General features: G+C 32.4%; 36 protein-coding genes and 1 tRNA gene. 7 read left to right on the top strand and 30 right to left on the bottom strand.

Going from position 1 to position 25217, the window contains the following annotated elements; all coding sequences use genetic code 11:
• Nucleotides 1-13: 13 nt before the first annotated feature.
• A complete protein-coding gene (locus Mjas_RS03825; protein ID WP_421078443.1) occupies nt 14-550 on the bottom strand; it encodes a tRNA (cytidine(56)-2'-O)-methyltransferase in 537 nt (178 codons plus the stop codon).
• 76 nt (nt 551-626) lie between these two features.
• On the bottom strand, nt 627-3233 hold the full coding sequence (locus Mjas_RS03820) for an STT3 domain-containing protein (RefSeq protein ID WP_421078442.1): 2607 nt from the start codon (nt 3231-3233) through the stop codon (nt 627-629).
• Between the two features lie 161 nt (nt 3234-3394).
• Between Mjas_RS03820 and Mjas_RS03815 the strand changes: the two genes are divergently transcribed.
• Nucleotides 3395-4306 carry an MraY family glycosyltransferase gene (locus Mjas_RS03815; RefSeq protein ID WP_421078441.1) on the top strand — a complete coding sequence of 304 codons (912 nt, stop codon included), beginning with the start codon at nt 3395-3397 and terminating at the stop codon, nt 4304-4306.
• A gap of 58 nt (nt 4307-4364) precedes the next feature.
• Here Mjas_RS03815 and secY read toward each other — a convergent pair whose 3' ends face one another.
• From secY to mfnE, 24 genes are all read right to left on the bottom strand, one after another.
• Nucleotides 4365-5693, bottom strand: coding sequence for a preprotein translocase subunit SecY (gene secY / locus Mjas_RS03810; RefSeq protein ID WP_421078440.1), 1329 nt, complete (start codon nt 5691-5693; stop codon nt 4365-4367).
• A gap of 383 nt (nt 5694-6076) precedes the next feature.
• Entirely contained in the window at nt 6077-6508 is a 432-nt protein-coding gene (locus Mjas_RS03805; RefSeq protein ID WP_421078439.1) for an uL15 family ribosomal protein, read from the bottom strand.
• Nucleotides 6509-6531: 23 nt separating this feature from the next.
• Nucleotides 6532-6996: a 50S ribosomal protein L30 gene (locus Mjas_RS03800; protein WP_421078438.1), complete on the bottom strand. Its 465-nt coding sequence runs from the start codon at nt 6994-6996 to the stop codon at nt 6532-6534.
• Nucleotides 6997-7075: 79 nt separating this feature from the next.
• Nucleotides 7076-7741, bottom strand: coding sequence for a 30S ribosomal protein S5 (locus Mjas_RS03795; RefSeq protein WP_421078437.1), 666 nt, complete (start codon nt 7739-7741; stop codon nt 7076-7078).
• A 27-nt stretch (nt 7742-7768) separates the two neighbouring features.
• Nucleotides 7769-8353, bottom strand: a complete 585-nt coding sequence (locus Mjas_RS03790) for a 50S ribosomal protein L18 (protein ID WP_421078436.1) — start codon at nt 8351-8353, stop codon at nt 7769-7771.
• A gap of 86 nt (nt 8354-8439) precedes the next feature.
• Complete coding sequence (locus Mjas_RS03785; RefSeq protein WP_421078435.1) at nt 8440-8889, bottom strand: 50S ribosomal protein L19e; 450 nt, start codon at nt 8887-8889, stop codon at nt 8440-8442.
• A gap of 34 nt (nt 8890-8923) precedes the next feature.
• Nucleotides 8924-9358, bottom strand: coding sequence for a 50S ribosomal protein L32e (locus Mjas_RS03780; protein WP_421078434.1), 435 nt, complete (start codon nt 9356-9358; stop codon nt 8924-8926).
• Nucleotides 9359-9367: 9 nt separating this feature from the next.
• Nucleotides 9368-9919, bottom strand: coding sequence for a 50S ribosomal protein L6 (locus Mjas_RS03775; protein ID WP_421078566.1), 552 nt, complete (start codon nt 9917-9919; stop codon nt 9368-9370).
• Between the two features lie 40 nt (nt 9920-9959).
• Nucleotides 9960-10352: a 30S ribosomal protein S8 gene (locus tag Mjas_RS03770; RefSeq protein ID WP_421078433.1), complete on the bottom strand. Its 393-nt coding sequence runs from the start codon at nt 10350-10352 to the stop codon at nt 9960-9962.
• 25 nt (nt 10353-10377) lie between these two features.
• Complete coding sequence (locus Mjas_RS03765; RefSeq protein WP_421078432.1) at nt 10378-10539, bottom strand: 30S ribosomal protein S14; 162 nt, start codon at nt 10537-10539, stop codon at nt 10378-10380.
• A 167-nt stretch (nt 10540-10706) separates the two neighbouring features.
• Complete coding sequence (locus Mjas_RS03760; protein WP_421078431.1) at nt 10707-11252, bottom strand: 50S ribosomal protein L5; 546 nt, start codon at nt 11250-11252, stop codon at nt 10707-10709.
• 67 nt (nt 11253-11319) lie between these two features.
• The gene (locus tag Mjas_RS03755; RefSeq protein ID WP_421078430.1) at nt 11320-12066 is read right to left on the bottom strand and encodes a 30S ribosomal protein S4e; all 747 of its coding nucleotides are present in this window, start codon (nt 12064-12066) and stop codon (nt 11320-11322) included.
• A 13-nt stretch (nt 12067-12079) separates the two neighbouring features.
• Entirely contained in the window at nt 12080-12442 is a 363-nt protein-coding gene (gene rplX, locus Mjas_RS03750; protein WP_421078429.1) for a 50S ribosomal protein L24, read from the bottom strand.
• Nucleotides 12443-12481: 39 nt separating this feature from the next.
• Entirely contained in the window at nt 12482-12880 is a 399-nt protein-coding gene (locus Mjas_RS03745; RefSeq protein ID WP_421078428.1) for a 50S ribosomal protein L14, read from the bottom strand.
• A gap of 9 nt (nt 12881-12889) precedes the next feature.
• Nucleotides 12890-13219: a 30S ribosomal protein S17 gene (locus Mjas_RS03740; protein ID WP_421078427.1), complete on the bottom strand. Its 330-nt coding sequence runs from the start codon at nt 13217-13219 to the stop codon at nt 12890-12892.
• 178 nt (nt 13220-13397) lie between these two features.
• A complete protein-coding gene (gene rnp1, locus Mjas_RS03735; RefSeq protein WP_421078426.1) occupies nt 13398-13688 on the bottom strand; it encodes a ribonuclease P protein component 1 in 291 nt (96 codons plus the stop codon).
• Nucleotides 13689-13873: 185 nt separating this feature from the next.
• Nucleotides 13874-14182 (bottom strand): stress response translation initiation inhibitor YciH, encoded by a 309-nt coding sequence (gene yciH, locus Mjas_RS03730; RefSeq protein WP_421078425.1) that lies wholly within the window; start codon nt 14180-14182, stop codon nt 13874-13876.
• A gap of 141 nt (nt 14183-14323) precedes the next feature.
• Nucleotides 14324-14536 carry a 50S ribosomal protein L29 gene (gene rpmC / locus Mjas_RS03725; protein ID WP_421078565.1) on the bottom strand — a complete coding sequence of 71 codons (213 nt, stop codon included), beginning with the start codon at nt 14534-14536 and terminating at the stop codon, nt 14324-14326.
• Nucleotides 14537-14634: 98 nt separating this feature from the next.
• Entirely contained in the window at nt 14635-15267 is a 633-nt protein-coding gene (locus Mjas_RS03720; RefSeq protein ID WP_421078424.1) for a 30S ribosomal protein S3, read from the bottom strand.
• A gap of 36 nt (nt 15268-15303) precedes the next feature.
• Nucleotides 15304-15765, bottom strand: coding sequence for a 50S ribosomal protein L22 (locus Mjas_RS03715; RefSeq protein WP_421078423.1), 462 nt, complete (start codon nt 15763-15765; stop codon nt 15304-15306).
• Between the two features lie 92 nt (nt 15766-15857).
• On the bottom strand, nt 15858-16082 hold the full coding sequence (locus Mjas_RS03710; RefSeq protein ID WP_421078422.1) for a hypothetical protein: 225 nt from the start codon (nt 16080-16082) through the stop codon (nt 15858-15860).
• 76 nt (nt 16083-16158) lie between these two features.
• On the bottom strand, nt 16159-16428 hold the full coding sequence (locus Mjas_RS03705; protein ID WP_421078421.1) for an elongation factor 1-beta: 270 nt from the start codon (nt 16426-16428) through the stop codon (nt 16159-16161).
• 58 nt (nt 16429-16486) lie between these two features.
• Entirely contained in the window at nt 16487-16651 is a 165-nt protein-coding gene (locus Mjas_RS03700) for a zinc finger domain-containing protein (protein WP_421078420.1), read from the bottom strand.
• A gap of 35 nt (nt 16652-16686) precedes the next feature.
• Nucleotides 16687-17349: a [5-(aminomethyl)furan-3-yl]methyl phosphate kinase gene (gene mfnE / locus Mjas_RS03695; protein WP_421078419.1), complete on the bottom strand. Its 663-nt coding sequence runs from the start codon at nt 17347-17349 to the stop codon at nt 16687-16689.
• Nucleotides 17350-17427: 78 nt separating this feature from the next.
• Here mfnE and Mjas_RS03690 point away from each other — a divergent pair.
• The 4 genes from Mjas_RS03690 (at nt 17428) to comD (ending at nt 18887) form a co-directional block, all read left to right on the top strand.
• Nucleotides 17428-17542: transfer RNA gene (locus Mjas_RS03690), tRNA-Trp, on the top strand.
• Between the two features lie 139 nt (nt 17543-17681).
• On the top strand, nt 17682-17909 hold the full coding sequence (locus tag Mjas_RS03685; RefSeq protein WP_421078418.1) for a class III signal peptide-containing protein: 228 nt from the start codon (nt 17682-17684) through the stop codon (nt 17907-17909).
• Between the two features lie 44 nt (nt 17910-17953).
• Nucleotides 17954-18187, top strand: coding sequence for a class III signal peptide-containing protein (locus Mjas_RS03680; RefSeq protein WP_421078417.1), 234 nt, complete (start codon nt 17954-17956; stop codon nt 18185-18187).
• Between the two features lie 181 nt (nt 18188-18368).
• On the top strand, nt 18369-18887 hold the full coding sequence (gene comD, locus Mjas_RS03675; protein ID WP_421078416.1) for a sulfopyruvate decarboxylase subunit alpha: 519 nt from the start codon (nt 18369-18371) through the stop codon (nt 18885-18887).
• Between the two features lie 51 nt (nt 18888-18938).
• On the opposite strand, the gene Mjas_RS03670 is transcribed toward comD, so the two are convergent.
• From Mjas_RS03670 to fni, 3 genes are all read right to left on the bottom strand, one after another.
• Entirely contained in the window at nt 18939-19898 is a 960-nt protein-coding gene (locus Mjas_RS03670; protein WP_421078415.1) for a polyprenyl synthetase family protein, read from the bottom strand.
• Nucleotides 19899-20010: 112 nt separating this feature from the next.
• Nucleotides 20011-21357: an RNase J family beta-CASP ribonuclease gene (locus Mjas_RS03665; RefSeq protein WP_421078414.1), complete on the bottom strand. Its 1347-nt coding sequence runs from the start codon at nt 21355-21357 to the stop codon at nt 20011-20013.
• A 165-nt stretch (nt 21358-21522) separates the two neighbouring features.
• Nucleotides 21523-22587 (bottom strand): type 2 isopentenyl-diphosphate Delta-isomerase, encoded by a 1065-nt coding sequence (gene fni, locus Mjas_RS03660; protein WP_421078413.1) that lies wholly within the window; start codon nt 22585-22587, stop codon nt 21523-21525.
• Nucleotides 22588-22772: 185 nt separating this feature from the next.
• Between fni and Mjas_RS03655 the strand changes: the two genes are divergently transcribed.
• The gene (locus Mjas_RS03655) at nt 22773-23606 is read left to right on the top strand and encodes a helix-turn-helix domain-containing protein (protein WP_421078412.1); all 834 of its coding nucleotides are present in this window, start codon (nt 22773-22775) and stop codon (nt 23604-23606) included.
• A gap of 5 nt (nt 23607-23611) precedes the next feature.
• On the opposite strand, the gene nikR is transcribed toward Mjas_RS03655, so the two are convergent.
• The gene (nikR, locus tag Mjas_RS03650) at nt 23612-24037 is read right to left on the bottom strand and encodes a nickel-responsive transcriptional regulator NikR (protein WP_421078411.1); all 426 of its coding nucleotides are present in this window, start codon (nt 24035-24037) and stop codon (nt 23612-23614) included.
• 269 nt (nt 24038-24306) lie between these two features.
• On the opposite strand from nikR, the gene Mjas_RS03645 reads away from it, so the two are divergent.
• Nucleotides 24307-25182 (top strand): DUF2121 family protein, encoded by an 876-nt coding sequence (locus tag Mjas_RS03645; RefSeq protein WP_421078410.1) that lies wholly within the window; start codon nt 24307-24309, stop codon nt 25180-25182.
• The last annotated feature ends 35 nt before the right edge of the window (nt 25183-25217 follow it).

Here is a 25217-nt window from a genome sequence, read left to right as displayed (position 1 = left end):
GATATAAAGTAAATTATTTTTCAAGTATCACAAATTTTTCTTTTTTTGATGGCATGACCTTTATTTTTGCGTCATCGTAATCTCTATAAAGCGTTTCTCCTTCAAACAGCCTATCTAAAAATATGGCAATTGCTGCAACCTCTGAATGTGGCTGATTTCCAATGGAAATGTTATAATCTGCCAGTTCGTAAGCTTCCTTTGGAACCTTTTCTGCACCAATTATTATTATAATATTTTTATCTGTTTTTATATTTTCCTTAATGTTATCTATCGTTTTATTTATATTTTCTCCATACATGGTTAAATGAACAACAATTCCATTGTTTTCTTTAAATCTTTTTACATAGGATTTCCACGAATCTACCACTTCAAATTTAAAATCTCCGCCCCAATTTTCCACTATCCTATTTACACTTTCTCTTACATGATTATCCTCACATGTGAATATTATTTTATCTGCACCCAAAGCTCGCGCAGTTAATGCAACATGTGTAGATATTCTTTTATCTCGTTCTCCTCTATGACCCAACCTCAAAACTTCAACAACCATTAAATCACCTAAAAAAGTATTATTTTAAAAATTAAAAATTTAAAAAAGTTAAAGATTAATAATTAAAAGTTAAAAGTTAATTTAAATATTCATTTCCATAATCCACTTTATAAACCTTAAATCCTGGCTGAATTCCATAGTTTGTAGGGTCTGTGGATTCCTTAACAAGTTTAATGTGTTTTAAACCTGCTCCATCAAGGAAATGAAGCTTTGTATATACACTATCTTCGAGATTTCTTGATGAAATCCAAACATAGGCATAATACTGACCATTACCTGCTGGTTTTAATCTAACAATTTCACTCATAGTTCCATTTTCATTGAATGTATTTTCATATATATTATCTCCATCTTTAACAATTATTTTGTGGAATCCTGTGATTTTTTCACTCATTAAAGTTTTTGTTTTTAAGTTATAGGTAATATCATAACTTACCATGGTTGCATTTTTTATTACAATGAGATTCATAACCATATAGTCATTTGTTTTCTGCAATGGAACTCTCACAATAAGTGACTCATTATTTAAAAACCCTTCTCCGGTTAATTTTTGATAATATCCTTTTTCTCTTTGACTATCTGGAGTATTTGGTGAAAGATTGAAATCCCACATACCAAACATACTCCAAACCGGAGCAATATCCGTCATTCTGTTGTAGGTAATTAAGTAATCAGGATTTGGATTTTCTGGATGGGTTGCATTTAATACTTCATTTGCTTCCTTACTGGTTAAGCCATACTTATTCGTTAATATATTATATGCATTAGTCCTATCCAAAGGTAGTATTTCATTTAATATTTTTACAGTTTCCGCTACGCTGTGGTTTGTTTTGTTCATTAAAATTCCATCTCTTTCAAATGCCTTATCTCCACTTGTGGCAAGCATTCTAAGTATTCCAATGGAAAGATTTTCATTTGATGTGGAAAATGCTCTTCCTACCCAGTAAGCCCTTGGTGAGTTTTGGCTACCTCCATCAAATGTTACCATTTTTCTTGTAGCCCAGGTATATATGTGTCCATTGTCCCACCAGCAGGTAATTACTGAGTTATTTGGAGTTTCTGTTTTTATCCAATTTAAACTATCCAGCCATCCGTTATTTAATGTTGGTGCTGTGTTCAATGGAACAGCATTTGCCAATGGTGGAAGAACCAAAGTTACTGCCAATAATATGCTAACAATCTTTTTTGCCTGTATTTCCTTATTATTTGATGAAATTATATCAACTATTTTATATACTACAAGTATTGCAAGTGTGAGCAACATACCATAGGCTGCAATAGGAACATAGGTTGTAGGAACCAATATCTCCAATAATTTAGGTGCTGCAACTTTAAGTGCCATCAAAAATGAAATACCAATTATAGGATACAATGTCCATTTTGTTAAATCATCACTCCTTCTTTTTATTATATTTATTATCTGTCCAGCAAATATACCTACTCCTATGGATAATGGTGGAACCATCAATCCTATAAATCTAACACCCTTTGTAGATGCATAGAATGTTGCAAATAACCAAAGTGTCAATAATATAGCATATTTTGCATCAAATTTAACCTTCATTTCCTTGTATCTCATTGAAATAAATGACAATATTACCCCAACTATACCTAATGCAAAGAGATATGTGCTACCTAATGAGTTATTTATAATATCATGTATGGATGGAGTAGCGAGCTCCGATACTGTTGTATATACATTCGGCCATCCTGATGCATGTGAAACTGCCTTTATTGTTGTGAATCCAATAGGTGCAAGAGCTCCGTTTATAAAGCTGTTTATCCCATAAATGGCAGATATCAATAGAGCTCCGCCCAGGGTAAATATCCCCATAATCGAAAGTATGTTTTTTATGTTTCCAACTTCTACAACAGATTTTTTATAGTTATTCTTGATGATATAGCTATATATCAAATACAACACTAAAAATCCGCTCACAATATCGTATCCATACCACCAACCTGCCCACATTCTTGGAGCCATTGCCATTACCAGTGTTGCCAATGTAGCAAATATTACGGATTTTTTTAGATTTTCCTGATGATGTATTGCCTCCATAATAAACCATACTATGAACAGTATTGGCAAAACCTCAAATATTGGAGTATCTGCAAAACCTGCTGAAGTTTTATACAATAGAGCCGGACTTGATACGATTGCCAATGCCCCCACAATTCCTCCAATATTACTTAATGTGGTTCTCCTCACTATAAAGAACACTGGGATTCCCAACAACATACCCATTACAGCAGGAACCCAATAAGCCGCATTCATCAGCGTTACAGTTGAATCAAACGAATGCCATATATTATATATCGCAATTGTAGTTAATGATATTACTGGAACTGAGCTCGTTATTGGATGTCCTGGTGGTGCATACTGGCAGGTATCATAAGGCACCAATTTTCCATTAACTTCTTTTAGTGTCTCCCCAAGATGTCCATTATAATAATAATCTTCTGTCATTCTTAGGTAGTAATAAGGGTCTAATGCCACTAAATACATCCTTCCATTCTCATCTGCAAACATGCTCTTCAATTGGGGATTATTTGTGAATCCCATATCTGCTGGCTGAGCTCTTAGCTGAAAGCTTATGAGTCCTATTATCAAAACTATTAAGAATAATTTTATATATTCATGTTTATTAAAGAACTCAGATATTTTATTTAATATATTCCCCATATTGTGCCTCCAATAATTTAATTATTTGAAAGATATATCCCATTAAAATAATAAAATAATATATTTATAAATAGTTTATGAATCAATACATTTTAATTGTAGCATGCTATAAATCGTTGATAGGAATTATTCATCCCAGAGGTCTATTTAAAGGTGAAAAAATGCTTGAATACCATTTAAATATTTACGTTTTAGGTGTTTTATGTTTATTATGTTTTGCATCATCATATATACTTACAAGGATTTTTATAGTTAAGATGATTAATTATAGATACGGCATTGATTTACACAAGAAAGAAAAAACCAAAGTGCCTGAAATGGGAGGAATTGTCCCCGTATCATTAAGTGCTTTGGTAATATCTATTTTCAATCCCCTAATATCATCGGTTTTGTTTATATCTGGACTTATAGGAGTATATGATGATTTATACAAATTATCCCCCTATAAGAAACTCATATTACTTGGATTGATTGGTATTCCAATAGGATATTTATTATTTGGTTTTGATATTTTTAAGATAATACTTCTTGTTTTGGGCATATCAATATCGTCAAATTTAACAAATATGCTCGCTGGATTCAATGGATTAGAAATAGGTTTGGGCATAATCTCAGCATTTTTTTTAGGAATTATTTTATTGTTAAACGGAGATTACTATGGTTTTGAAATTGTCATGGTATTTTTGGCATCTTATTTTGGATTTTTTATACTTAATAAATACCCTGCAAAGGTATTTCCAGGGGATGTTGGAACTCTTCCAATTGGAGCGTTTTTAGCTACGATAGCAGTATGGAGGAGTATCATTCCAGAATTTGTCATTATTATGATGCCCTATATTATTGATGCTTCTTTAAAGTATTATTCAGCTGGTATAACCAAGAGGGAAGAACATAAACCTACAATATTGGGAGAAGATGGAAAGCTCCATGTTATTAGCGGATACCTATCACTTCCTAGAATCATATTAAAGAAAAAACCTATGAAAGAATATGATATTGCCTTCATACTGTGGAGCATATCTATATTTTTTGGAGTATTGGCAGTTTTATTTAATGTGACATTAATAAAATAAATAATAAAAATTGAAATTATTTGATTTTATTTTTTACTTACTTTTTTATTTTTTAGTTTTATTTTTTAATTAACTTTGCAAGTGCTGGGTGCAACTCTGAAATTTGCTCTTGAACAAGCTGCTCATACATTCTATAAACTATGGAAACTGTAAGCAAAACTCCGGTTCCTCCACCGAGAGCTCCTGTGAAATCAGCACCTGCTGCAAGTAGTCCAACAAATGCTGAGCTCATCACAGTAATAGGTTTTATATATCTTTTTAACCTCTGCTCTATGGACTTTGTGCTCTTTCTAAATCCTTTAATTGCCATGTCAAGACTTCCAAGCCTTCTTGCCATGGATTTTGCATCAAGACCTGATGTTTCAACCCAGAATATACCAAAAATCACACAGAATATCATCATCATTATTGTGTAGAATATGGCATGTAGTGGGTCAGATATTACACTTGTTAATCCGTATGGTGTAGAGAAGTAATAGGCCAAACCATCTACTGCCCTACCATTTACATAATGCCCCAAAATTGGGAATCCCATCTTTTCAAGGAACATACCCCACAATTGGATATTTGCAAATAATGCAGCAGCAAGTATAACTGGAAGGTTTGACACATATATGAATTTTATAGGGTATTTACCCACTGCACCCCTAACTCTTCCATGTGCCAGTGGAATCTCCACCCTCATACTCTCAGCATATACTACTATGAAAAACACAAGAATTGTTCCCAGTATTGGTAATATAAATTCCAGTGCAGTTCCCAATGCTCCCTGTATCATAGCGTTGAAGAATTTCCACAAGTACCCTTCTGGACCCAGAGCTCCCACAAATATTGTCTGGGAAACACCTGCGGCAATGAAAAGACCAATACCTGAACCGATACCATACCTTGAAACTATCTCATCAAGGTAAATCAATAGTATAGCACCAATTGCCAATTGGAGAACCAATATCAGCATTAAAATCGGAGATAATGGACCAAAAGCACCTGCACCAACAAACATTATACCTTCCAAGAAACACATGAATATTGCAAATAGTTTTTGAAGTCCCTGGAACATTGCCCTGTTGTTTGGATTGGATAAGTCCAGTTTTATAATTTCAGCCCCAACTAAAAGCTGCATGATAATTCCCGCTGTAACAATAGGTCCAATACCCAATGTAATTAATGACCCCATTTTAGATGCAGTCACAGTTTGCCAGAATTCAAACATTGGTGGAATCTGAGCTCCCCCAGTATATACATCAATTGTCCCCATGATAAAATACAATGCAAGAACGATTCCTGTCCATTTTAACTTTTCTTTAAATGGTATGTCCCGTTCAGGTCGCTTTACTTCTGGAATGTATTCGAGTATAGGCCTTATTTTATGAAGAAATTCCTCCAAGGTATCACCATATATTTTTTAATATATTCGTATATTCCTTCTCCATTATTCGTCCTTTAATAGGTTTATAGGATATAGATTATATAAAGCAAATAAATAAAAAAACATAAAATTAACATTATGTCATATACTCTATGTTTATACCAGATAATAAATATTTTTTATATTTATTATTTAACAATATATCCTAAAACAATAATAAAAATAAAATAATATAATCAAAAATAAAAAACTGTAAAAAAATAAGAATATTAATTAAAAAAATATTATTACATTCAAATACATTGAAATTATTTTTAGAAGTGGTATTTAGACTAACATCGTCGTATTTATTAAAAATAAGAAAGAGCAATAATATAATCAAAAGATTTGTTTTAATTGAATTATAATTCAACAAACTCTCCACCAGCAGATTCTATTTTTTCTTTTGCTCCTTCTGAGAATTCTACTGCTTTTATAATCATTGGACAGGATAATTTACCTTTTCCAAGAACTTTTTCATATTCAAATGCTGTTACATCAACAACAATTTTTCCGTCTTCAACTTCAAATGCGTCCTTGTTTTTGGATACTAATTCATCAATGTCTCCCAAGTTAATAGTATTTAATTTTTTAACCAAACTTGGGTGTCTTTTGAATCCGTATTTTCCAAAGTGGTCTGGCATGTATTTGACAATGTGAAGCCATTTGTGTTTATGACCTCCTGCCAAACCTCTACCTCCTCTATGACCTGCTCCTCTGTGCTTTTTAGCTGCACCATATCCACAGGTTCTGCTACCTCTTAACTTTGTGATTTTTTTACTTTTTCTTATCATCCAATCACCTTAAATGTAATTGCTTACATCATTTTCTCTAATAATGTGTTTATCTCAGCTCCCCTGTATCCCAGAGCTCCGCCTACTGAGAAAGGTTTTTTGATACCTGCTTTGTCGTATCCCTTTCTTGGAGGGTGGAGTCTGAATACTGGTTTCAATGGGGTGTTTTTTAAGAGGATTTCTTCATTTACGATTTTTTCAGCTAATTCTTCAACGGATAAATCCATCAATTCTTTAACTTTTTCTTCGTTTAATCTTTTATTTCCTGGCAATCTTCCTCTTTTCAATATCAATTTTACAAGGGTATCTTTATCTATTTCACCGTAGGTAATGTAGTCCTTTGCTTTATTCAACATACCTTTATATGTTTCGGTGTTTGGAACTATTACACAGTGATTTACCCTATGTAATCTTAACATTTTAAGGGTATCTGCAATGTCTCCTCTGACACCTACGCTACCTCTAACCCTTACAACTGCGTAAGCCATGTTTCATCACCTATATTATTAAAAATTAAGTAAGATATAATATTTATTCGTTTTCTATATATCTATATATGTATACTAATTACAATACCTTACCTTCGGTAATTCCAAGTGTTTTCTTGTGTTCTGGTAAATATCTAACAAAGTTCAAGTTTTTAAGTGCATCAAATGTAGCTACTGCAAAGTTGTATGTTGTTCTTGTGTCTCCAAATGTTTTTGTCCAAATATCCTTTATACCTGCGAGACCCAATACTGCCTTTGCAACATCCCCTGCAACTAAACCTACTCCTCTTGGTGCAGGCAATAACTCAATTTTTACACTTGCACAGGAACCTTTTGCAGTGAATGGAATTGAATGAGGTGTTCCACAACCGCATTCCCATGAACCACATCCCAATCTTATTCTAATTAATGATAATTTTGCATGAGCAATAGCTTTTCTAATTGCAGGTCCAACTTCTTTTGCTTTACCCATTCCTACGCCAACATAACCGTTTTTGTTTCCTACTGCAACGGTAGCTCTAAATCTTGCTCTTCTTCCTGATTTGTGCATTCTCTGAACAAGTGAAACATCTAAAACCTGTTCGGTAATGTCTGGGAGTAATGCATCTACAATTTCAGGCTCCAACAAAGGAAGACCATTGTCTAAAATATAGTCAATATCAGTAATGGTTCCCTCTTTCACCATTTTTCCTACCTGGGTTTTAGGTTCCCAGGCTTCTACATTAAATCTTTTTTCAGCTGCCATGATTTCACCTTTATATTTCTCTCACTATTATAAACTGAGAACCTTCTCCTTTATTTCTTCAAAGTGTTCTGGCAAATCTTCAGGATTCAATCCTTTCTCTAAATACTTTGAAAACTGTTTTTTGTATTTTTCTTCATCTTCTTCTTTTAAGAGCTCAGCATATTCTTTTACATGAGAACCATTAATTCTCTCATCTTCTGGGAGAATGTCCTCGCTGTGTGGTATATCCATTCCTGCATCAACTGCACCCTTTAATATAGCAAAAACAGCAGCTCCTTTTGTAGCACTCTGTAATCCTAAGTCAAGAACTGCTTCATCATAACCTTCTTTAAGTGCCTTTTTACCCAACAAAAGTCCTGTTAAGTATGCAGCAGGTATGTTTCCGCAGTGTCCTTTGTATCCCATTTTTACGAGCTCTCTTGAATGAGCTGAAACTAATATTTTATCTCCCTTCTCATCATAAGCCACGAGCTGAGCTATCATGTTATTTAAAGATTTTCTAGCAACCAATCTTGGTTTTTTTGATAACAACAATTTCAATCTTAATCTATAATTCGTTTTTCCTTCCCTTCTCCTTCTAAAAGGGACTCTATATTTAGCACTATGTGCCATGCTTATACCTCCTTATATATTTTAAGTGAAATGGAATTTGAGAGCAAAGCGAAGTTTCCAGCACCAAAATCTAAAAAGACTTTAATTTATTCAGCAAGAAGTCCATGGTCTTTCATGTACATTTTCATGTGGTTCTTACTTCTGAATGCTCCACCTTTTGCCATTCTGTATAATTTTCTGTATGCTGACCTTTCTATAACTTCCTCTTCTCTGAGCTCCTTCAACATTCTTCTCAAAGGTCTTATGGTGTTTATCCATTTCCTTTTCTTAGGTGTTCTAGCACCTTTTGCCCCTCTTCTTGAACCAGGACCTTTTCTTTTACCTTTTCTTTTCTGTTCTTTTAATTTTTGTGTTCTAGCTTTGCTTATTCCTTTTTTCTGTTTTTTTACGATAATTCCATCTTTGATTAACATCCTGATATCATCTTTGGTAATAGCCATTTTGACCTTATCCAAATTTTCAGGGTCAATCCATACTCTATCAATACCACAGTCCAGCACATCTGCGGCAATTCTCCTCTGGGTTGATATATCCATTATATCACCTTAAACATAGATAAAATTAATTATTTTATTCTGTTTCCACTTTTGAAACTTCCTTAGTAATATTCAAGAGTTCTTCTTGTTTTTCTTTGGAAATATTTAATAACCTAATGCCTAATTCATTGGCTCTTTTTACAATTTCTACTCTTTTCCTTTTACCAACAGTTGAAGCTACTCTTGCCCCCTGTGTTTCAGGATTTAATGCCTCTAATTCTTTTACATTGTGGATGAGCACATCCTCTAAACCTGATGGGTGCAATCCCCTTACAAGAGTCGGAGCTCTGTATCCTATTTTGACAATAGCTGGTCTGTGTTTCAACTGTTTTCTCATTCCACTGTGCAATCCTTTTGGTCTTCTCCAGCTTGTGCCTATTCTTTTACATTTGAACCAATCCTGTCTTTTGAAGTCAGGTTTCTTTTGTTTCATTTTGAGTTTTAATCTCAATAACCTTTTTTTACTCATGAAACCACCTTATAACACTTTCCCTGCTTTTTCTACAATATAGATACCATCCTGGAATACTCTGGTATCTCTTCCCTTAACTCTTGTTGCCTGTTCAATGTTTGCGGCGGTTTGTCCTGTTTTTTCCTTATCAATCCCGCTAACTATAATATCTTCACCGCTCACTTTGACATTAACTCCTTCCATGATTTTTGCTTTTCTAGGGTATTTTTCCCCTAAGAAGTTGTCTATGATTACTTCATTACCTTTAACACTAATTTTCATAGGGAAGTGAGCATATCTTATTTTTAACTTATATTCAAATCCTTCTGTTACTCCCTTTATCATGTTGTTGATATGGGATGCAAATGTTCCAATAATTGCTGCCTGTTTTTTTCTTGGATATAAACTTTCAATAACTACTGTTTTATCATCTTCTTTTTTAATGCTTACATTTGGGAAAGAGAGTGTTCTTTTAAGTTCTTTTCCACCGGATTTGACAACAACTTCGTTGCCATTTATCTCAACAGAAACGTTATCAGGTATTTCAATCTCTTCCCTCATTACAGCGGCAACTGGCATAACCATACCTCCATTTAATTCGTGTTTAATATAATTTAAATTAGTATATGTATGAAATTAATCTTCCACCTAATCCCTGCTCCTTTGCTTCATTATGAGTCATTAATCCTTTTGGTGTACTCACAATTAACAATCCGAAACCTTTTGCAGGTAAATATCTCTTTTCAAATTTCTCAAATTCATTCTTTTTAACAGCATATCTTGGCTTAACTGCTCCACATTTGTTTATATGCCCTGTTAATTCTACCTTATAAATTCCTGCCTTACCATCTTCTATGTATTCAAAGTTTCCTATGTATCCTTTGTCCTGCATAACTTTCAATACTCTTCCTATGAGTTTTGAGGCGGGCTTTATGTATGCCACATTCTTTCCCACTCTTTCACAGTTGGATAGATGGTTCAATGCATTCGCAAGTGGGTCCATTAGACTCATGTTGATACCTCCTTAATCCTTATCCTTAATCATACTTTTTAAATCCTAATTTTGGTGCTAATTCTCTAAAACACTGTCTGCATAAATTTAAACCGTATTTTCTAATAATTCCAGGTCCTTTTCTTCCGCATCTTTTGCATACTTTGGAACCATATCCATATTTTTTCTTAAATGGTGCTTTTGCCATTTTTTCACTCTCTCTTTTTTTTAGTGAAAAGAATTCGAAATCTTTGATTTCGCGTATTTTTTCATACGCTTTCTTTCCAATTAAAAACTCTTCGAGTTTTAATTTCCAAATCTTCGATTTTATGACATAGTGAAAAATCTTTAAATTTCTTTATTTAATCACTATTATTACTCTTCTACTACATCAACGCCGAAATTCAATTTTATGTATTCAATAGCTTCATCTTTTTTAACTTGGTGTCTTTCTGGAAGGTTATTCTTTTTTGCCTTTCTTCTTTTAACTCTATATCCTGGTTTTTCAAAGGTTACACATACATCCATTCCATAGATTCCGACATCTGGCTCATATTTTTGACCAGGGAAGTCGATATGTTCTGGAATACCAAAGGAGAAGTTTCCTCTTTTATCGAACGAATAGGAGTATAATGTTTTTCCTGATGCTTTAAATGCTATGAATGCATTTTTTAAGAATTCTTCTGCTTTTTTCCCTCTCAATGTGACTTTTAATCCAATTGGGAGCTTTTTTCTGATACCAAATGCAGGGTTAGTTTGTTTAGCCAGTGTTCTTACAGGCTTTTGACCAGTGATTTCTTCTATAACTTTTGCACCAGTGAGCAACCTATCTCCACTTTCGCCTACACCCATGTTGATGGTAACCTTTTCTATCCTAGGTTTTCTCATAGGCTGTTTTTCCCATGTTTCTTGGAATGTCATTTTTCCACCATGTTTATTTATTCAAATTTTATAATTATATTCTCATCTTTAAGTGATGATTTACTCTTTATTGTGTCTTTAATGATGATAAAACAGGCTCTTCATCGCCGACTACAAATACGTAGTCTTTAATAGTTTTAAACTGTTCTCCATCTTTTGTTTCAAGGGTAATAATGTCAGGATATAACTTTCTCTTTTCTATCTCAATTATTTTTGCAAAATCTCCTGCGTGTTTTCCACCTGTAATATATGCCAATTTTCCTTCACCGAACTGAACATGACCTACTATTTCTTGTTCAGGGATTGAGATGAGAACGCAGTCTCCAGTTTTATAAACATCCTCTTCTGCCTTTGTAGCATCTGAAACTTTCACAATCTGGTTTCTACCATCATGAAGGTTTAACTGGATGTGTCCGCCTTTAATTACGGTTTTGTTTTTAATTTTGCATAATTTTACATCATTTTTATCTGTTTTCTTCAATGTAATTCTGCCTTTTTCATCAAGCAATACTAAAAAGTTCTCATTTGTATCAGGTATGGAAATTACATCCATTAAACCTGCTGGATATCTGTGTTCTTTTCTTTTTACGCCATCAACTAATATTTTACCCATTTTAATGATTTTTTTAGCTTCTCTTGCATTATCTGCATAGCCTAAAACATCCCTAACAATCAACAATAATGGCAATGAGTTGTCCATTGAATGTGGCCCTGGCAAAGGTCTTGTGGTAAATTTTTTAACTTTTCTTGGAAGTTGCCAATTTGTTGGAGCGGGTAATCTTTTTAGATGTCTTTTAGGTCCCTTACTTGCCATATTCGCACCTCAGTTATTCATTTTTTAAAAATTTAAATCTCCTTTCGTCTGAGTCGTCCAATTTAACAATCATGACATTTGACGGATGAATTGGATATGGAGATTCTTTTCCATCCTGTTTTCTATTTACTGCCCCTTCTACATAGATTTTGTAGGATTTGTAATCAACTTTTGATACTTCGCCTTCTATATTTTTGAAGTTTCCTCTTAATATCTTCACAACATCTCCTTTTTTAACAGGAAGTGCATTTTTATTGTATTTTTCCTTTAACTCCTTTGAGAGCATTGCAGACATCAATCTATTTCTCAAATGGAGCGGAGCGTTGTAAAGTGCTTTTCTTTGTTTCCTTGGCTGTTTTGAGTTTGTCAAAACCATTTTATTCACCTTTTATTTTATAATATTAATATTCGTACATTAGTGAATTATCTTAGCCAGTCTTGATACACCAGGCCATCTTTCAGCTGCTTCTTTTGCAACAGGTCCTTTGATTTCTGAACCTTTTGGGTTTCCGTCTGGGGTTACAATTACCGCAGCGTTATCTTCAAATTTAACTCTTGAACCATCAGGTCTTCTGTATTCTTTTTTCTGTCTTATGATGATAGCAGGCAATACTTGTTTTCTCATTTCAGGAGTTCCTTTCTTAACAGAAACAAAGACCATGCTTCCTACTCCACCAGCAGGCAGTCTTCTAGCAACACCCTTGTAGTTTTTAACTGCAATTACTTCAAGTTCTTTTGCCCCGGTGTTATCAGCACAAACCAATCTAGCTCCATTTGGCAGAGCTCTTATTACTTTTGAACCAAATCCCTTCATGAAATCACCTTATTCTGTAAGTTCTGTTTTTTCAATAACTACAAATGACTTAGTTTTACTTACAGGTCTGCACTCTGCAATTTTTACTTTGTCTCCAACTTTTGCATCTATGCATGATGGATTGTGAGCAACCATTGTTGTTGTTCTCTTCTCGTATCTTTCATATTTTGGTATATATCTTACAATCTCCCTTTTAATTACAACGGTATTGTGTCCTTTGTCACTTACCACAATACCTTCAAATATCTGTCCTCTTACTGGCAAATTGCCATGGAATGGACAGTCATTATCATTACATGTGTTTTCAGGAGATTTCACATCAATTCCTATATTTCTCATAATAATACCTCCTAAATATTTACTTTAAGTGGCATGGATACCACATTAAAGATTCCAGAGTAAATACTAATTACAAGTATATAATACTTTTTGATAATAGCAATATGGCATATAATCTCTAAATAATATTAATTATATGCCATTAATTCACTTTGGGGACTTTAAAATAGATAATGAATCAGTATGGATAAATGGTTTTTATTTTTCTCTTCAATCTATCCTCTGGTCTTCCGATTAAAAGGCTTCCTATAACATCAACAGATTTGTCATTTAATTCAAATCTAAATACTGCAACATCCTTTGGAATTCTTATCTCTTTACCATTGTCAAATCTTTCAATGACAAAGGTATTTCTTGATTCATCAACAACTTTGCCTTTTATTCCAACCAGGGATAGATTTGAAGATTTTACAATCTCAACATTTAATCCAATTAATTCATGTCTCAATATGTTTTGTGGAGTTATCATTTGGGTGTCCCCCGACCCATAAGGACATAAGGGTGTGCCAACAGGCATCCTTATTCCTTGATTTATTATTAATTTTTATAATACGCATTAGAGCATAATAAAATATAATTATATAATTGCATCACTTCAATGATATAATGATTATATCATATATAAATATTATCATCAAACCGCGGAGCTCATCCTTACCTAACATCGATAGTGTCCTTTGAGAATCCCATCTTTATCAGAGCTTCTTCCACTTTTCTCCTGTGGTCCCCTTGTAATTCAATGGAATCTTTTTTCACAGTTCCCCCACAGGCACATATATCCTTTAATTTCTTTGCAAGGTCTTTAACATCAATCAAATCTACATCAAAGCCCTCGATTACGGTCATTAATTTTCCAAACCTTCTTTTTGCAACATATATTTTTATTTTTTGTTCTTCCTTTGCAATTTCTTCACATACACACAATTCTTTTGGTAGCCCACATCTTGGACAAATTTCAGGCATTACTGCACCTCTTGGTTTAAATATTAATCTTATTCTTTTAAGAATATGGTCAATTAAATCTCAATGATAATTTGTTAGGCGACCATATTTATAATTTTTGTTAAATTGTTAATATATTTATTTTGTAATTACTTTAATTAATTATGCCTCAGCTTCTCCTTTCTTTTCGTTCATTATTGTATATATTCTTGCAATTGTTCTCTTTATCTCTTTGATTCTACCTGGATTTGATGGAGAGCCCCCTGTGGCTTTGTTTGCATTTTCTTTCATGAGTTCTTTTTTTAATTCAGCTAATTTCTCATTCATTTCAGAAATAGTCATTTCTCTTATCTCGCTAGCTTTTAATATAGCCATTTTTATCACCCTTCACTGGATCAATAATTTTTTCATTTATTAAAGGTGATAAAAAGAGTTTATCACCTTACATTCTAGATTTGTAAATCTAATCACGTTTATTCTTCTGACACTTCACTTACTTCTTTAACTTCCCCAGCACTTTCCCTTATAACAATTTCATCTGGCAATACAATTTCTGGTGGCATGATTTTTACAGTAACTCCGATTATTCCAAGTTTTAATTTTGCAAGTTTGTGTGCCTTTTTAACAAGAACTTCTGATGGTTCTCCACAGTGTTTCATATATCCGTCCATGAATTTTTCTGTTCTTGACCTTTCCCCTGTTAATTTTCCTGAGATAATTACAACAACACCTTTTGCACCAGCTCCCATAACTCTTCTAACTGCTGAGTGAGCAACTCTTCTGAAATGCATTCCTCTTTCAAGGGATGATGCTATCTTCTGAGCTACAACTTCTGGGTCTAAATCAGGGTTTTCGATTTGTTTAACTTCAATTTGTGGGTTTTCTACACCATATTCTTTTGCAATGGTTTCGGTTAATTCTTTTACCATTCTACCTTTTCTTCCAATCACAAACCCTGGTTTTTCAGCGAATATTGTTATTCTTGTTCCTACTGGTGTCTTTTTTATATCCATGTGGCTGTATCCTGCTCTTGGCAACTTGCTTTTAAGATATTCATCAACTAATGTTTCTACAACATTTTCTTTTACAAATGCTCTTTCAATCATTATTTTCACCTAATATACTTTTTTATTTTTTATTTTTTAATGGAACTCTTCCAATATTACCTGAATATGAACTGTTTCTTGGAACTTAGGTGATGCCCTACCAAATGCCCTTGGCATGTATCTCTTTATTGTAAATCCTTTGTTTGAAGAGATGTGTTTTATTCTCAATTTTTCTGTGTTTAATCCTTTGTATTCTGCATTTTTCTTTGCATTGTCGAGAACTTTTAATATTTCTTTTGATGCTTTTTGTGGGAATCTTCCTGCTGTCCAGCCGTATTTTCCCTTTTTGTGCGGAACATCTTTTCCATGTCTTTTGAACGGAACTACCTGTTTTAACTCAATTACTCTATTCAAGTATGCAATAGCATCATCAAGCTTCATACCATTTATTTCTCTGCAAATTTCAATTGCATGCTTTCTTGAAATTCTTAAAGCCCTTCCCATAGCTCTTGCGGTCTTGCTTGGGTCTGCTTCTACCTTATAACCTAATTTGCTCATCCTTTATTCACCTTTTTTCTTTTTCTTTGGTTTGATAAAATTCTAACGAGTTATAAACCGAAGCTTTGCTTCGATTTTTAAAACATTTATAATTACGACCTCAACAACTCAATACCTAATTTTGCTATTAATTTGGTGGTGTTTATATAATGAATTTTCACATCACCAACTGTGTTTTTTACCATATAATTGGATTTTTTAGTCCCGACTTCTAAAATAGGTTTATCTTTATGATGAATATAAATAGAGTATCCACTATCTTCAATACATTTGACAACTTCTTTCATTTGCTTAAACTTGTTTATATAGTTTATCATGCTATCATAATGTATATTATGGATATACCATCTAATCATCATAAAATAATTAATAAAAGAATAAAAATTAGCTAAATTAAACTAGTGAAACCTCTACGGCATCTACGCTTTCTACCTCTTCCAATTCAGCCAGTGCGTTTTCAACAGGCTCTGTTCCACCTTCCCTTTCCTCCATCTCTACAAGAACATATATTGCATACAAACCAAATGCTAATGGTTCATCAGATACATTTCTACATATTGTATCCATTTTTTCTACGGTTTCTTTTACTTTTTCTTTTAAACTTTCTTTATCCACTTCTGGACTTACAGGCATTACCTTTAATTTTGCTATAACTGTTGCCATATATCACACCTTTCATTTCTTTTAATAATATCAATAATAAATAAAATAATGAATAAAATTATGGTCCCTCATATCCACAAACTGGACATTTGTAAGGGTTACTCAATTTTCTGCATTTTTCACATCTTACTATCTCTGCATCTCCGCAGTTTGGACATAAGAATTTTGTAGCATGCTCTCTTGGAGCTATCTCTGCATTACATGATGTGCATTTGTATTTCATATTATCACCATTGTTTTTATAGGTTATTGTTCCGATTATTTTTTATCAATTGTAATTTTGGTATATATATCATTATTGTTTTTTAAAATATTTATTATTCTACCTGGATGTTTTCCATTGACCACGAAACATTCGATATTGTGTTTTAATAATAATTTTGGTAAATAACTATCAACCGATGTGAAACCTTTAATGGATTTTGCATTTATAGTATTTAATAGTTTTCCTTCTGGATAGTTATCATATATACCATCTACATCAGTAGCTATTATAATGTTATTTAGATTCAAAAGTCTAGCAATATAAGCCGCTATTGAGTCTGATGTAATGTCCCATGAATGTGGGAGCTCATCAGTTGATAATACAATTTTTGAAGGAAGTAATATAACAATATTTTCTTCTTCCAATAGTTTTTTTGCATCATATAGATTATCTGCTGTTTTTATACCTGAAATTTCGGAGAAATAAATACCTGTCAAGTCCATGGACATGGTGGCAAGTTTATGGGAGCTCCTGTTGTTTAAACCACCTTTTTCATTTAAATCCCTAACAACATTGGCAAATGCTCCACCGCCAGGAACTACAATTATTTTATTTTCTCCACCATTGTCGCTACCATCACTACAAAAAATTTTTAATTCACTTAAAAGGTGTCTTGCAAAATATGTTAAACTTCCACCTACTTTTATCAGATGCATGATATCAATTCCGAAAAGTATATATATCACTTTCTAATTTGTATATTTATCGTATTAATATAATCATATTTATATTTTGGGGATATGGTGTAGTCTGGCCTATCATCGGGGACTCCAAGTGCCTATATGGACCTGGACTAAATCCCGATGCAGGAGAAATCCCTGGACCTGGGTTCAAATCCCAGTATCCCCACTTATTTTTGACTATTTTTAAAGAGATATTTAGGAGATTTAGTTTATTTTTTTAAAGTTTTGTTTTGGGCAGTTAAACCATAAGTTTTAAATATAAACAGGCAATTATATTTAATCATAAATAAATTATAGGTGGTGCCATGAAATTGTTAAAAAAATTAACCTCTAAAAAAGGGCAGGTGTCAATGGAAATTGGTATTTTAGTTGCTGCTGCTGTTGCCGTTGCTGCTATTGCGGCATACTACTATGTAAAGAATGTTAAATCTAGTGCAAAAGGTGCTGAAGTTGCTGCTAGCGATGCAACAAGCAAATTAGGTAATAAAACGGTTCAGGCAAGTGAATTAATTAATAATACCAAATTAGATTAAAATATTTTTGTATTTTTAGATTATTTTTTATTTTGGTGTTTTTTATGTTAATTAAAAGGCTTTTTTCTAAAAAAGGGCAAGTTTCAATGGAAATTGGTATTTTAATTTTTTCTGGAATTGCTGTTGCAACCATTGCATCCTATTATTATATATCTAATTTTAAAGGAACGCAGATGGATGTTTCGGGCGAAAATGCAAATAAAACGATTAATACATTGAATAACTTAACAAAAAATGCATCAAATAAGATAAATAATACAATAATTTATAAATCTTAACTAATTAAATTATTTTATGTTATTTATAATTAAAACTTTAAAAACTTTTTTCAAAATACTTAAAAATTATATTATACATTATCCCAATTAATATTTTTTAATAATTATACTTTAAAAAATTTCATTCAATATAAGTTTATAAATCAGTTGAAAAATATATTATGGTTAAAAGAGGCAAACCATGAAAGCAAGCAAAGCCGTATATAATGCAATTGAAAACTCTAAAATAGATTTTATTGTCGGAGTTCCATGTGCAAATTTGAAAAATGTTATAAATTTGATTGAAGATGGTAAAGATAGTAATAAAATCACATACATTCCTGCCACAAGGGAGGAAGAAGCCATCGGAATATGTGCCGGAGCTCACTTGGCAGGAAGAAAAACTGCCATATTGATGCAAAATTCAGGACTTGGAAACTCGATTAATGCGATAGGTTCCCTATGTAAGGTATATCAAATACCAATGTTGATAATAATAAGCCATAGGGGAGAATTAAAAGAAAAAATACCTGCTCAAATTCCAATGGGTAGATGGACTAAAAATTTACTTGAAACTGCTGAAATTCCATATTACTGTCCAAAAACACCAGAAGAGGCATATAAAATAATAATTCATGCATCTGAATATTCTGAAACAATGGGGTATCCCGTCGCAATATTGTTAGATGCTTTGTATTGGGAGCATGACATAGTGCAATAACCACAAAAAATAAAAAAATATAATATAAAACTAATAAAAACCATAAAAAACTTAATAAATCCTATCCATTATAAAATCAGCAATGGCTTCCAATCTTTTTCTTTTTTCAGCATCAAATATTTTTAAATAATCCTTAGCCTCTTCTGTGGCATTCTTCATAATATTTTTTGCATAATCTATGGAATCACTCAATATCCCTATTGCTTCTTTAATCTCTTCATCTGTGGCATTGTTATTTCCAAGAACTTTTAACAGTTTTTCCTTTTTATCAGCTGGGAGATTTTTAAGAGCGTGTATTATGATAACAGTTTTTTTACCTTCTTTTATATCGCTTCCCACTGGCTTTCCAATCTTTTTCTCATCCCCTATTAAATCTAAAATATCATCTTGTATTTGGAATGTCATACCTATTCTTTTAGCATATTCACATAAGGCGTTTCTTTCCTCTTCTGTGCATTCTGCCATTATTGCACCGATTTCAACAGGAGCCACAATTAACGCCCCTGTTTTCTTTGAAATCATTTCAAAATAGTCGTCCAGATTGATTTCATCCCTATCCTCAAATTCCATATCCATTGCCTGACCTTCACATACCTCTACGCAGGATTTTGACAATACCTTTAAAACCTCATGAGCTTTTTTTGAGTCTTTAATATATGATATTGCTTCAAAGGCTTTTGCATAGAGCAAATCACCAGCAAGAATAGCTATTGGCTCCCCATATTCAACATGCACAGTTGGTTTTCCCCTTCTCTCATCGTCATTATCCATTATGTCATCATGGATGAGTGTATAATTATGAATTAACTCCACGGCAACAGCAGGTGGCAAAATCTCATTAAGATTATCTTTTTTCAACATATACGTTAGTGTTGCTAAATAAGGTCTTATTCTTTTACCGCCAGCAAATAAAAGATGTTTTGAGGCATCATATAATGTATCCTCCTTTTCAACATGTTTCTTTAATTCTTCCTCTATTTTTGACAATAAATTTTTATCGAATATTTCCATGATTCCACCAAATGTAAAGTATAATTTGAATTATAATAATTTAAATAATAAATTATAATGATTGATAATTAATAATTAATGTTCTTCTTTTTAAGTTTTTTGTTTATATTACTTAAATAATCCTTTCAAATTTCAAACTCTGTCCATTTCTTAAAAGATGCACATCCTCTCCAAGTCGATATCCTTCCTCCTCTGCAAGCTTTGCATAGGTTGCCGTGAGATTGAAATCTCCATGAGATGGTATCAGGTGTTCAGGATTTAACCATCTTATCATATCCCTGTGGTCTTCCTTAGCAGCGTGCCCTGAAACATGAGCTCCTTTAAATAACCTTACACCCATCAACCTCAAACGAGCCTCTAACATATACCTCTGTGCTGCATTCATTGGATTTGGTATTACATCTGCTGAAAATACCACCTGGTCATGTCTTTCAAATCTAAACGGAGTTTTATTTGTTGCCATCCTTGATAAAACAGCTCCTTCTTCTCCTTGGTGTCCCGTAACAACAAGCATATAATTTTCTTTCCCTTCTTTCATCACTTGATGGAATATTCTATCAACAGACGAGGGGTCTCCTGCTATTTTTGTATTCTTTGGGAATTCTACAAGACCTATATCCTCTGCTATTCCACAATATTTCGCCATAGACCTTCCGATTAATACCGGTATTCTGCCCATTCTTTCGGCAATATCTGTAATAGATTTTATCCTTGCAATATGGGATGAGAAAGTCGTGATTACAACACCATTATTTTCATTATCAGTCCCCAATAAATCATTTTTCAAAAGATTTGCCGCCACGCCTTCTGATGGGGTTTTTCCCTCAAAATCCACCCTGGTACTCTCGGAAATCATGCAGATTACGCCTTTCTTCCCAACTTTTTTTATTGCCCTGTAATCTGGTTTTTCACCCACAATAGGGATGTTATCAAATTTAAAATCATTCCCATAGATTACAGCACCATATGGCGTATGGAGAACTGGAAGAACAGCGTCTGGAATACTATGTGTTATTTTTACAAATTCCAATGATAGATTTGGAGTTAAATCCATCGTTTCTTTTGCATTTAAAGTTATCAATGGATTTCTTACATCAAATTTCTTTTCACTTAATATCTCTCTTTTTACGAGCTCCAATGTATATGGTGTTCCGATAATTGGAGCATTATATCTATGAGCAAGCTTTGTAATCGCACCTATGTGGTCAAGGTGTCCATGAGATACCACAATTGCTTTAACTTCCCCTTCTATATTCTTCATTACAGTATCATCCGGGATTACACCCATTTCAATTAAATTCAAGCTGTGCATTTTTGAAACATCACTGTCTTCATGTATCATGACCCTGTCAAGTCTCAATCCCATATCAAATATTATTATCTCTCCATCTACATTGACAGCGGTCATGTTTCTTCCAACTTCTTCATATCCTCCAATGGCTACTACTTCTAACTGCAAAATATCACTTCCTTTTACTTTATTTTTGTTTTTTATTTTTCGCTTAAAACAATGAATAACAATAAATAATGCTAATAAATAATAAATACAAATATAATAATTTAATAAACAATTGCAACAATAATAAATAAAATGATAAACGATAACAATGCAAAGATATAATTATCACTTGCTAATCCATTCTTTTAACTCGTTTCTTATAATATATCGAGATTTTTTTAAATCAACTATATTATCGCAGCCCATTAAGAACATGACTGTTTTCAGTTCTTTTATCATTTTTTCAAGAACCTTTATCACTTCATCGGAGCTCTTTAATGCTGCCTTTAATATAGGTAGTGCCACACCACAACAATCGGCACCTATTACCATGGATTTTGCAATATCCATTCCAGACCTTATACCTCCCGTGCCAATTACTGTTCCATCAAAAACACTTCTAACCTCCAATATAGACGCCGCCGTTGGAATTCCCCACTCTAAAAATTGTTTTGAGAAATTTCTAAGATTCTCATCCTTTATCCTGTAATATTCAACAGCTGCCCACGATGTGCCTCCACTTCCTCCCACATCAATTGCATCGAACCCAAGATTCTTTAAAATCACTGCATCTTCTTTTGAGAAGCCTTCTCCAACCTGTTTTGCTATAAATGGGATATTTTTATACCCTACCTTATAATTAGACATAATATTTTTTAATACATCTATTCCTTTAAAATTAACATCCCCTTCTGGTTGGATTGCTTCTTGAAGTGGGTTAAAATGGATTGCCATGGCATTGGCATCTATCATATTTACAGATTTATCAATTATTTCTTCGTCCCAATTATCCTCTATAAAATTAACTGCTCCAAGATTACCAATAACTAAGGATGAGGTATAATCCCTTACAACTGAATATGTATCTATCAAACTACTGTTTAATAGTCCTGCTCTTTGAGAGCCTACACCCATCCCTAAGTTAAGTTCTTCCACTGCCTCGGCTATATTTTTGTTAATTTCCTTTGCCTTGGAATGACCACCAGTTATTGCAGCTACAATCAATGGAGCATCCAATTTTTTTCCAAAAAGTTCAATTGATGTATCAATGTCGTTTAAATCACAGTTTGATGTTCCACTGTGGATTAATTCAACATCATCAAGAAGTGTTCCTTTATTATATTCAACATCACAGTAATTGCACACCAAAAGGTGTTCAAGTTTCCGAAATTCTATACTATTGTTATTCATTAAACCACCTGATATATAAGATTACCTATTATAATATTACATATATATTAATCCATAAATTTAAATAGAATACTACCAAATAATAAAAATAACTCCTTTTAATTTAAACTAAATAATAAAAAACATTAATAGTATATAAAATTTTTAAAAATTTTAAAAATGATAGTATTGAACAAGGTAGTACCATGACAAACCTAACTACAACACTTAATATAAAATATGATGGCAAATCCATAACTGAAAATCAAATAAAAATACTTAAACTAATTTCTGAAAAAAAATCTCAAAATAAGGTTGCAAAAATATTGAATATTCCGCCATCTTCTGTAAATATCCAAATAAAGAGGCTTGAAGAAAAACTTGGTGTAAAACTTATTTATTCTTCAACATCTGGTACAATCTTAACAGAACCTGCTCAAAATATAGTTAAATATTACGAATCGGTGCAAAAAAGAGTATCTAAACATCCATTTATAGCCTGTGGATTTATAAGCGGAGAATTGGGCAAAATACTATTTGATGATATACTAATATCATCATTTGATAACATCCTAAAACTTTATGAGATGGATTTAACAAGCATTGTTGGCATAGATGACCCTTATTGGAGTTTCAGACTTGGAGAGCCCATACCAATAGCCTATGACCATTTTATCATGGCATATAAAGAAAATTTTAATGTAAAAAATCTCATAGGAATAAGATATTCTCCCCAGAGGATTGTTTGGAATATATTAAAAAATCAAAATGTCGATTTCAAAATAACAAAAGTTGTTAAAAACCCATTCTATGCTATTGATTTAATTGAAGATGGATATAGCCTATTTTTAAATGAAAGTTTTGCTAAATATATAAAAAAAGATTACGTCATTGAAAAACCTTACTTTTATGAAAAAACGAAACATACTTTAAATTTTATAGCGTCAAATGAAGAACATGAAAAACTAATCAACCATGTTGTTAATAAAAAGAAAAAAGAAATAGAAAGCCGAGGATTTGAAGTTATTGAGTGTTTTTAATTTCCTTATTCTGGAATATTGCCCCCTGGAACCATGACAGTTAATTTTACCTGTTTTACACCTTTTTGAGAGGTTAGTTTATCGGTTAAATCCCTTATTTTCTTAGCATCCCCTTTCACAAGCACAACTTCCATGCAGTGGTCGTGGTCTAAATGCATATGGAGTGTTGCCACGATTAAATCCGCATGCCCGTGCTGTATTTCAGTCAATTTTTCCATTAAATCAGATGCATGATGGTCATAAATTATAGTAATAGTCCCTGCTCTTTCCCCTTCTAAACTATGTATCCATTTGTGTTTTATAATATAATCTCTTATAGCGTCTCTGATTGCTTCACTTCTGCTTGCATAACCTCTGTCAGCAATTATTTCATCAAATTCTCCTAGTAATTTAGTAGGCAAGGATATACTTATTCTGTCCATATCTACCATGTTATCTACCTGTCGATTTTTTAATTTTTTGTCATACTATATCATTTGTTATTATTTTTGTATTTTTAATAATTAATAATATCTTTTTATAAGTATTTAAATATTGTGTAATATAGTAGCTTAACAAAAATCTATATATATTACTAATTATAATTGTGGTTATTAAGGTATAATTTATAAATATTAAAATAAATTTTATAAATGTAATAATATATTTATTAATAGATTTTTAATAATTTATATACTTTATAAAAATTTAAGGTGATAATATGAGTATTGTAGTAGGTTATTATGGAAATAATGGGGCAGTAATTGCAGGAGACCGACGAAATATAATGTTTAGAGGAAATCCTGAAAAAAGAGCAGAGCTCGAAAAAGACCTATACTCTGGAAAAATAAAAAATGAAGAAGAGTTGAAAAATAGGGCGGATGAATTAGGCGTTAAAATATTCATAGAAGATGAACGAACAAAAGTAAAAAAAATAGGAGATGTTCTCGTTGGTGAAGTTAAGTCCATAGGGGTAGATTCTCAAAGACGGAGAATGTATTTAACAAAGGGAAATTGTGCAATTGTAGATATATTAAATGACACAATTACAAACAAATCCGTAAAAAAGGGAAGTGGGATTATCCTCTTTGGAAATAGATACTTAAAAAACATCGTTCAGGAAGAATTAAAAGAATATATGAATAATTTTGGAAGAATGAATATCGTGGATGTAAAAAATATTATCGAGAAGGCTTTGAAAAAATGCGATGGTCCAACATTATCCAAGGAGCTCGACATTATATATTCTGACAGAAAGGCATTTAACCTAGAAGAAGTTATTAAGAAAGATTTAAATGATTTAAAAGAATATAGAAATGAATTAAAACAGAAGATGGTAGATTTTAAAAAAGTAATGGTCATAGCAGATAAAATAGAACATAATGGGGAAGTTGGAGTTATTAAAAATGGAAAACTCGTTTTGGATGAGAACCACGTGGCAATAGATAAGGTATGTCCAAATCCAAAATTGTTCAATGAAATAGAAGTGGAAGGGGATGTTGAAGATGGAGATATTGTAGTAATAGAAAATGGAAGCTTAAAAATAAAGGGGAAAGATACTCCAATTGCTGTAAATCGTATTATATGTAAAAAATAAATATATAAAAAATAATTTTTTTCTTTTTATAAAAA

This window comes from Methanothermococcus jasoni (assembly GCF_049075655.1).
In the GTDB taxonomy this organism is placed as follows: Archaea; AGJL01; Methanococci; order Methanococcales; family Methanococcaceae; genus Methanofervidicoccus.
Note: the sequence above shows the minus strand (reverse complement) of the source record. Positions and strands in the feature narration are given on the sequence as shown.

Excerpts from the sequence above, each read along its gene's own strand:
- Mjas_RS03825 (WP_421078443.1), bottom strand. The coding sequence starts at position 550 with ATGGTTGTTGAAGTTTTGAGGTTGGGTCATAGAGGAGAACGAGATAAA.
- Mjas_RS03820 (WP_421078442.1), bottom strand. The coding sequence starts at position 3,233 with ATGGGGAATATATTAAATAAAATATCTGAGTTCTTTAATAAACATGAA.
- Mjas_RS03815 (WP_421078441.1), top strand. The coding sequence starts at position 3,395 with ATGCTTGAATACCATTTAAATATTTACGTTTTAGGTGTTTTATGTTTA.
- Mjas_RS03805 (WP_421078439.1), bottom strand. The coding sequence starts at position 6,508 with ATGATAAGAAAAAGTAAAAAAATCACAAAGTTAAGAGGTAGCAGAACC.
- Mjas_RS03800 (WP_421078438.1), bottom strand. The coding sequence starts at position 6,996 with ATGGCTTACGCAGTTGTAAGGGTTAGAGGTAGCGTAGGTGTCAGAGGA.
- Mjas_RS03795 (WP_421078437.1), bottom strand. The coding sequence starts at position 7,741 with ATGGCAGCTGAAAAAAGATTTAATGTAGAAGCCTGGGAACCTAAAACC.
- Mjas_RS03790 (WP_421078436.1), bottom strand. The coding sequence starts at position 8,353 with ATGGCACATAGTGCTAAATATAGAGTCCCTTTTAGAAGGAGAAGGGAA.
- Mjas_RS03785 (WP_421078435.1), bottom strand. The coding sequence starts at position 8,889 with ATGGATATATCAACCCAGAGGAGAATTGCCGCAGATGTGCTGGACTGT.
- Mjas_RS03780 (WP_421078434.1), bottom strand. The coding sequence starts at position 9,358 with ATGAGTAAAAAAAGGTTATTGAGATTAAAACTCAAAATGAAACAAAAG.
- Mjas_RS03775 (WP_421078566.1), bottom strand. The coding sequence starts at position 9,919 with ATGCCAGTTGCCGCTGTAATGAGGGAAGAGATTGAAATACCTGATAAC.
- Mjas_RS03770 (WP_421078433.1), bottom strand. The coding sequence starts at position 10,352 with ATGAGTCTAATGGACCCACTTGCGAATGCATTGAACCATCTATCCAAC.
- Mjas_RS03765 (WP_421078432.1), bottom strand. The coding sequence starts at position 10,539 with ATGGCAAAAGCACCATTTAAGAAAAAATATGGATATGGTTCCAAAGTA.
- Mjas_RS03760 (WP_421078431.1), bottom strand. The coding sequence starts at position 11,252 with ATGACATTCCAAGAAACATGGGAAAAACAGCCTATGAGAAAACCTAGG.
- Mjas_RS03755 (WP_421078430.1), bottom strand. The coding sequence starts at position 12,066 with ATGGCAAGTAAGGGACCTAAAAGACATCTAAAAAGATTACCCGCTCCA.
- rplX (WP_421078429.1), bottom strand. The coding sequence starts at position 12,442 with ATGGTTTTGACAAACTCAAAACAGCCAAGGAAACAAAGAAAAGCACTT.
- Mjas_RS03745 (WP_421078428.1), bottom strand. The coding sequence starts at position 12,880 with ATGAAGGGATTTGGTTCAAAAGTAATAAGAGCTCTGCCAAATGGAGCT.
- Mjas_RS03740 (WP_421078427.1), bottom strand. The coding sequence starts at position 13,219 with ATGAGAAATATAGGAATTGATGTGAAATCTCCTGAAAACACATGTAAT.
- rnp1 (WP_421078426.1), bottom strand. The coding sequence starts at position 13,688 with ATGATAACTCCACAAAACATATTGAGACATGAATTAATTGGATTAAAT.
- yciH (WP_421078425.1), bottom strand. The coding sequence starts at position 14,182 with ATGCCTGAAATTTGTCCAAGATGTGGGCTACCAAAAGAATTGTGTGTA.
- rpmC (WP_421078565.1), bottom strand. The coding sequence starts at position 14,536 with ATGGCTATATTAAAAGCTAGCGAGATAAGAGAAATGACTATTTCTGAA.
- Mjas_RS03720 (WP_421078424.1), bottom strand. The coding sequence starts at position 15,267 with ATGATTGAAAGAGCATTTGTAAAAGAAAATGTTGTAGAAACATTAGTT.
- Mjas_RS03715 (WP_421078423.1), bottom strand. The coding sequence starts at position 15,765 with ATGAGCAAATTAGGTTATAAGGTAGAAGCAGACCCAAGCAAGACCGCA.
- Mjas_RS03710 (WP_421078422.1), bottom strand. The coding sequence starts at position 16,082 with ATGATAAACTATATAAACAAGTTTAAGCAAATGAAAGAAGTTGTCAAA.
- Mjas_RS03705 (WP_421078421.1), bottom strand. The coding sequence starts at position 16,428 with ATGGCAACAGTTATAGCAAAATTAAAGGTAATGCCTGTAAGTCCAGAA.
- Mjas_RS03700 (WP_421078420.1), bottom strand. The coding sequence starts at position 16,651 with ATGAAATACAAATGCACATCATGTAATGCAGAGATAGCTCCAAGAGAG.
- mfnE (WP_421078419.1), bottom strand. The coding sequence starts at position 17,349 with ATGCATCTGATAAAAGTAGGTGGAAGTTTAACATATTTTGCAAGACAC.
- Mjas_RS03685 (WP_421078418.1), top strand. The coding sequence starts at position 17,682 with ATGAAATTGTTAAAAAAATTAACCTCTAAAAAAGGGCAGGTGTCAATG.
- Mjas_RS03680 (WP_421078417.1), top strand. The coding sequence starts at position 17,954 with ATGTTAATTAAAAGGCTTTTTTCTAAAAAAGGGCAAGTTTCAATGGAA.
- comD (WP_421078416.1), top strand. The coding sequence starts at position 18,369 with ATGAAAGCAAGCAAAGCCGTATATAATGCAATTGAAAACTCTAAAATA.
- Mjas_RS03670 (WP_421078415.1), bottom strand. The coding sequence starts at position 19,898 with ATGGAAATATTCGATAAAAATTTATTGTCAAAAATAGAGGAAGAATTA.
- fni (WP_421078413.1), bottom strand. The coding sequence starts at position 22,587 with ATGAATAACAATAGTATAGAATTTCGGAAACTTGAACACCTTTTGGTG.
- Mjas_RS03655 (WP_421078412.1), top strand. The coding sequence starts at position 22,773 with ATGACAAACCTAACTACAACACTTAATATAAAATATGATGGCAAATCC.
- nikR (WP_421078411.1), bottom strand. The coding sequence starts at position 24,037 with ATGGTAGATATGGACAGAATAAGTATATCCTTGCCTACTAAATTACTA.
- Mjas_RS03645 (WP_421078410.1), top strand. The coding sequence starts at position 24,307 with ATGAGTATTGTAGTAGGTTATTATGGAAATAATGGGGCAGTAATTGCA.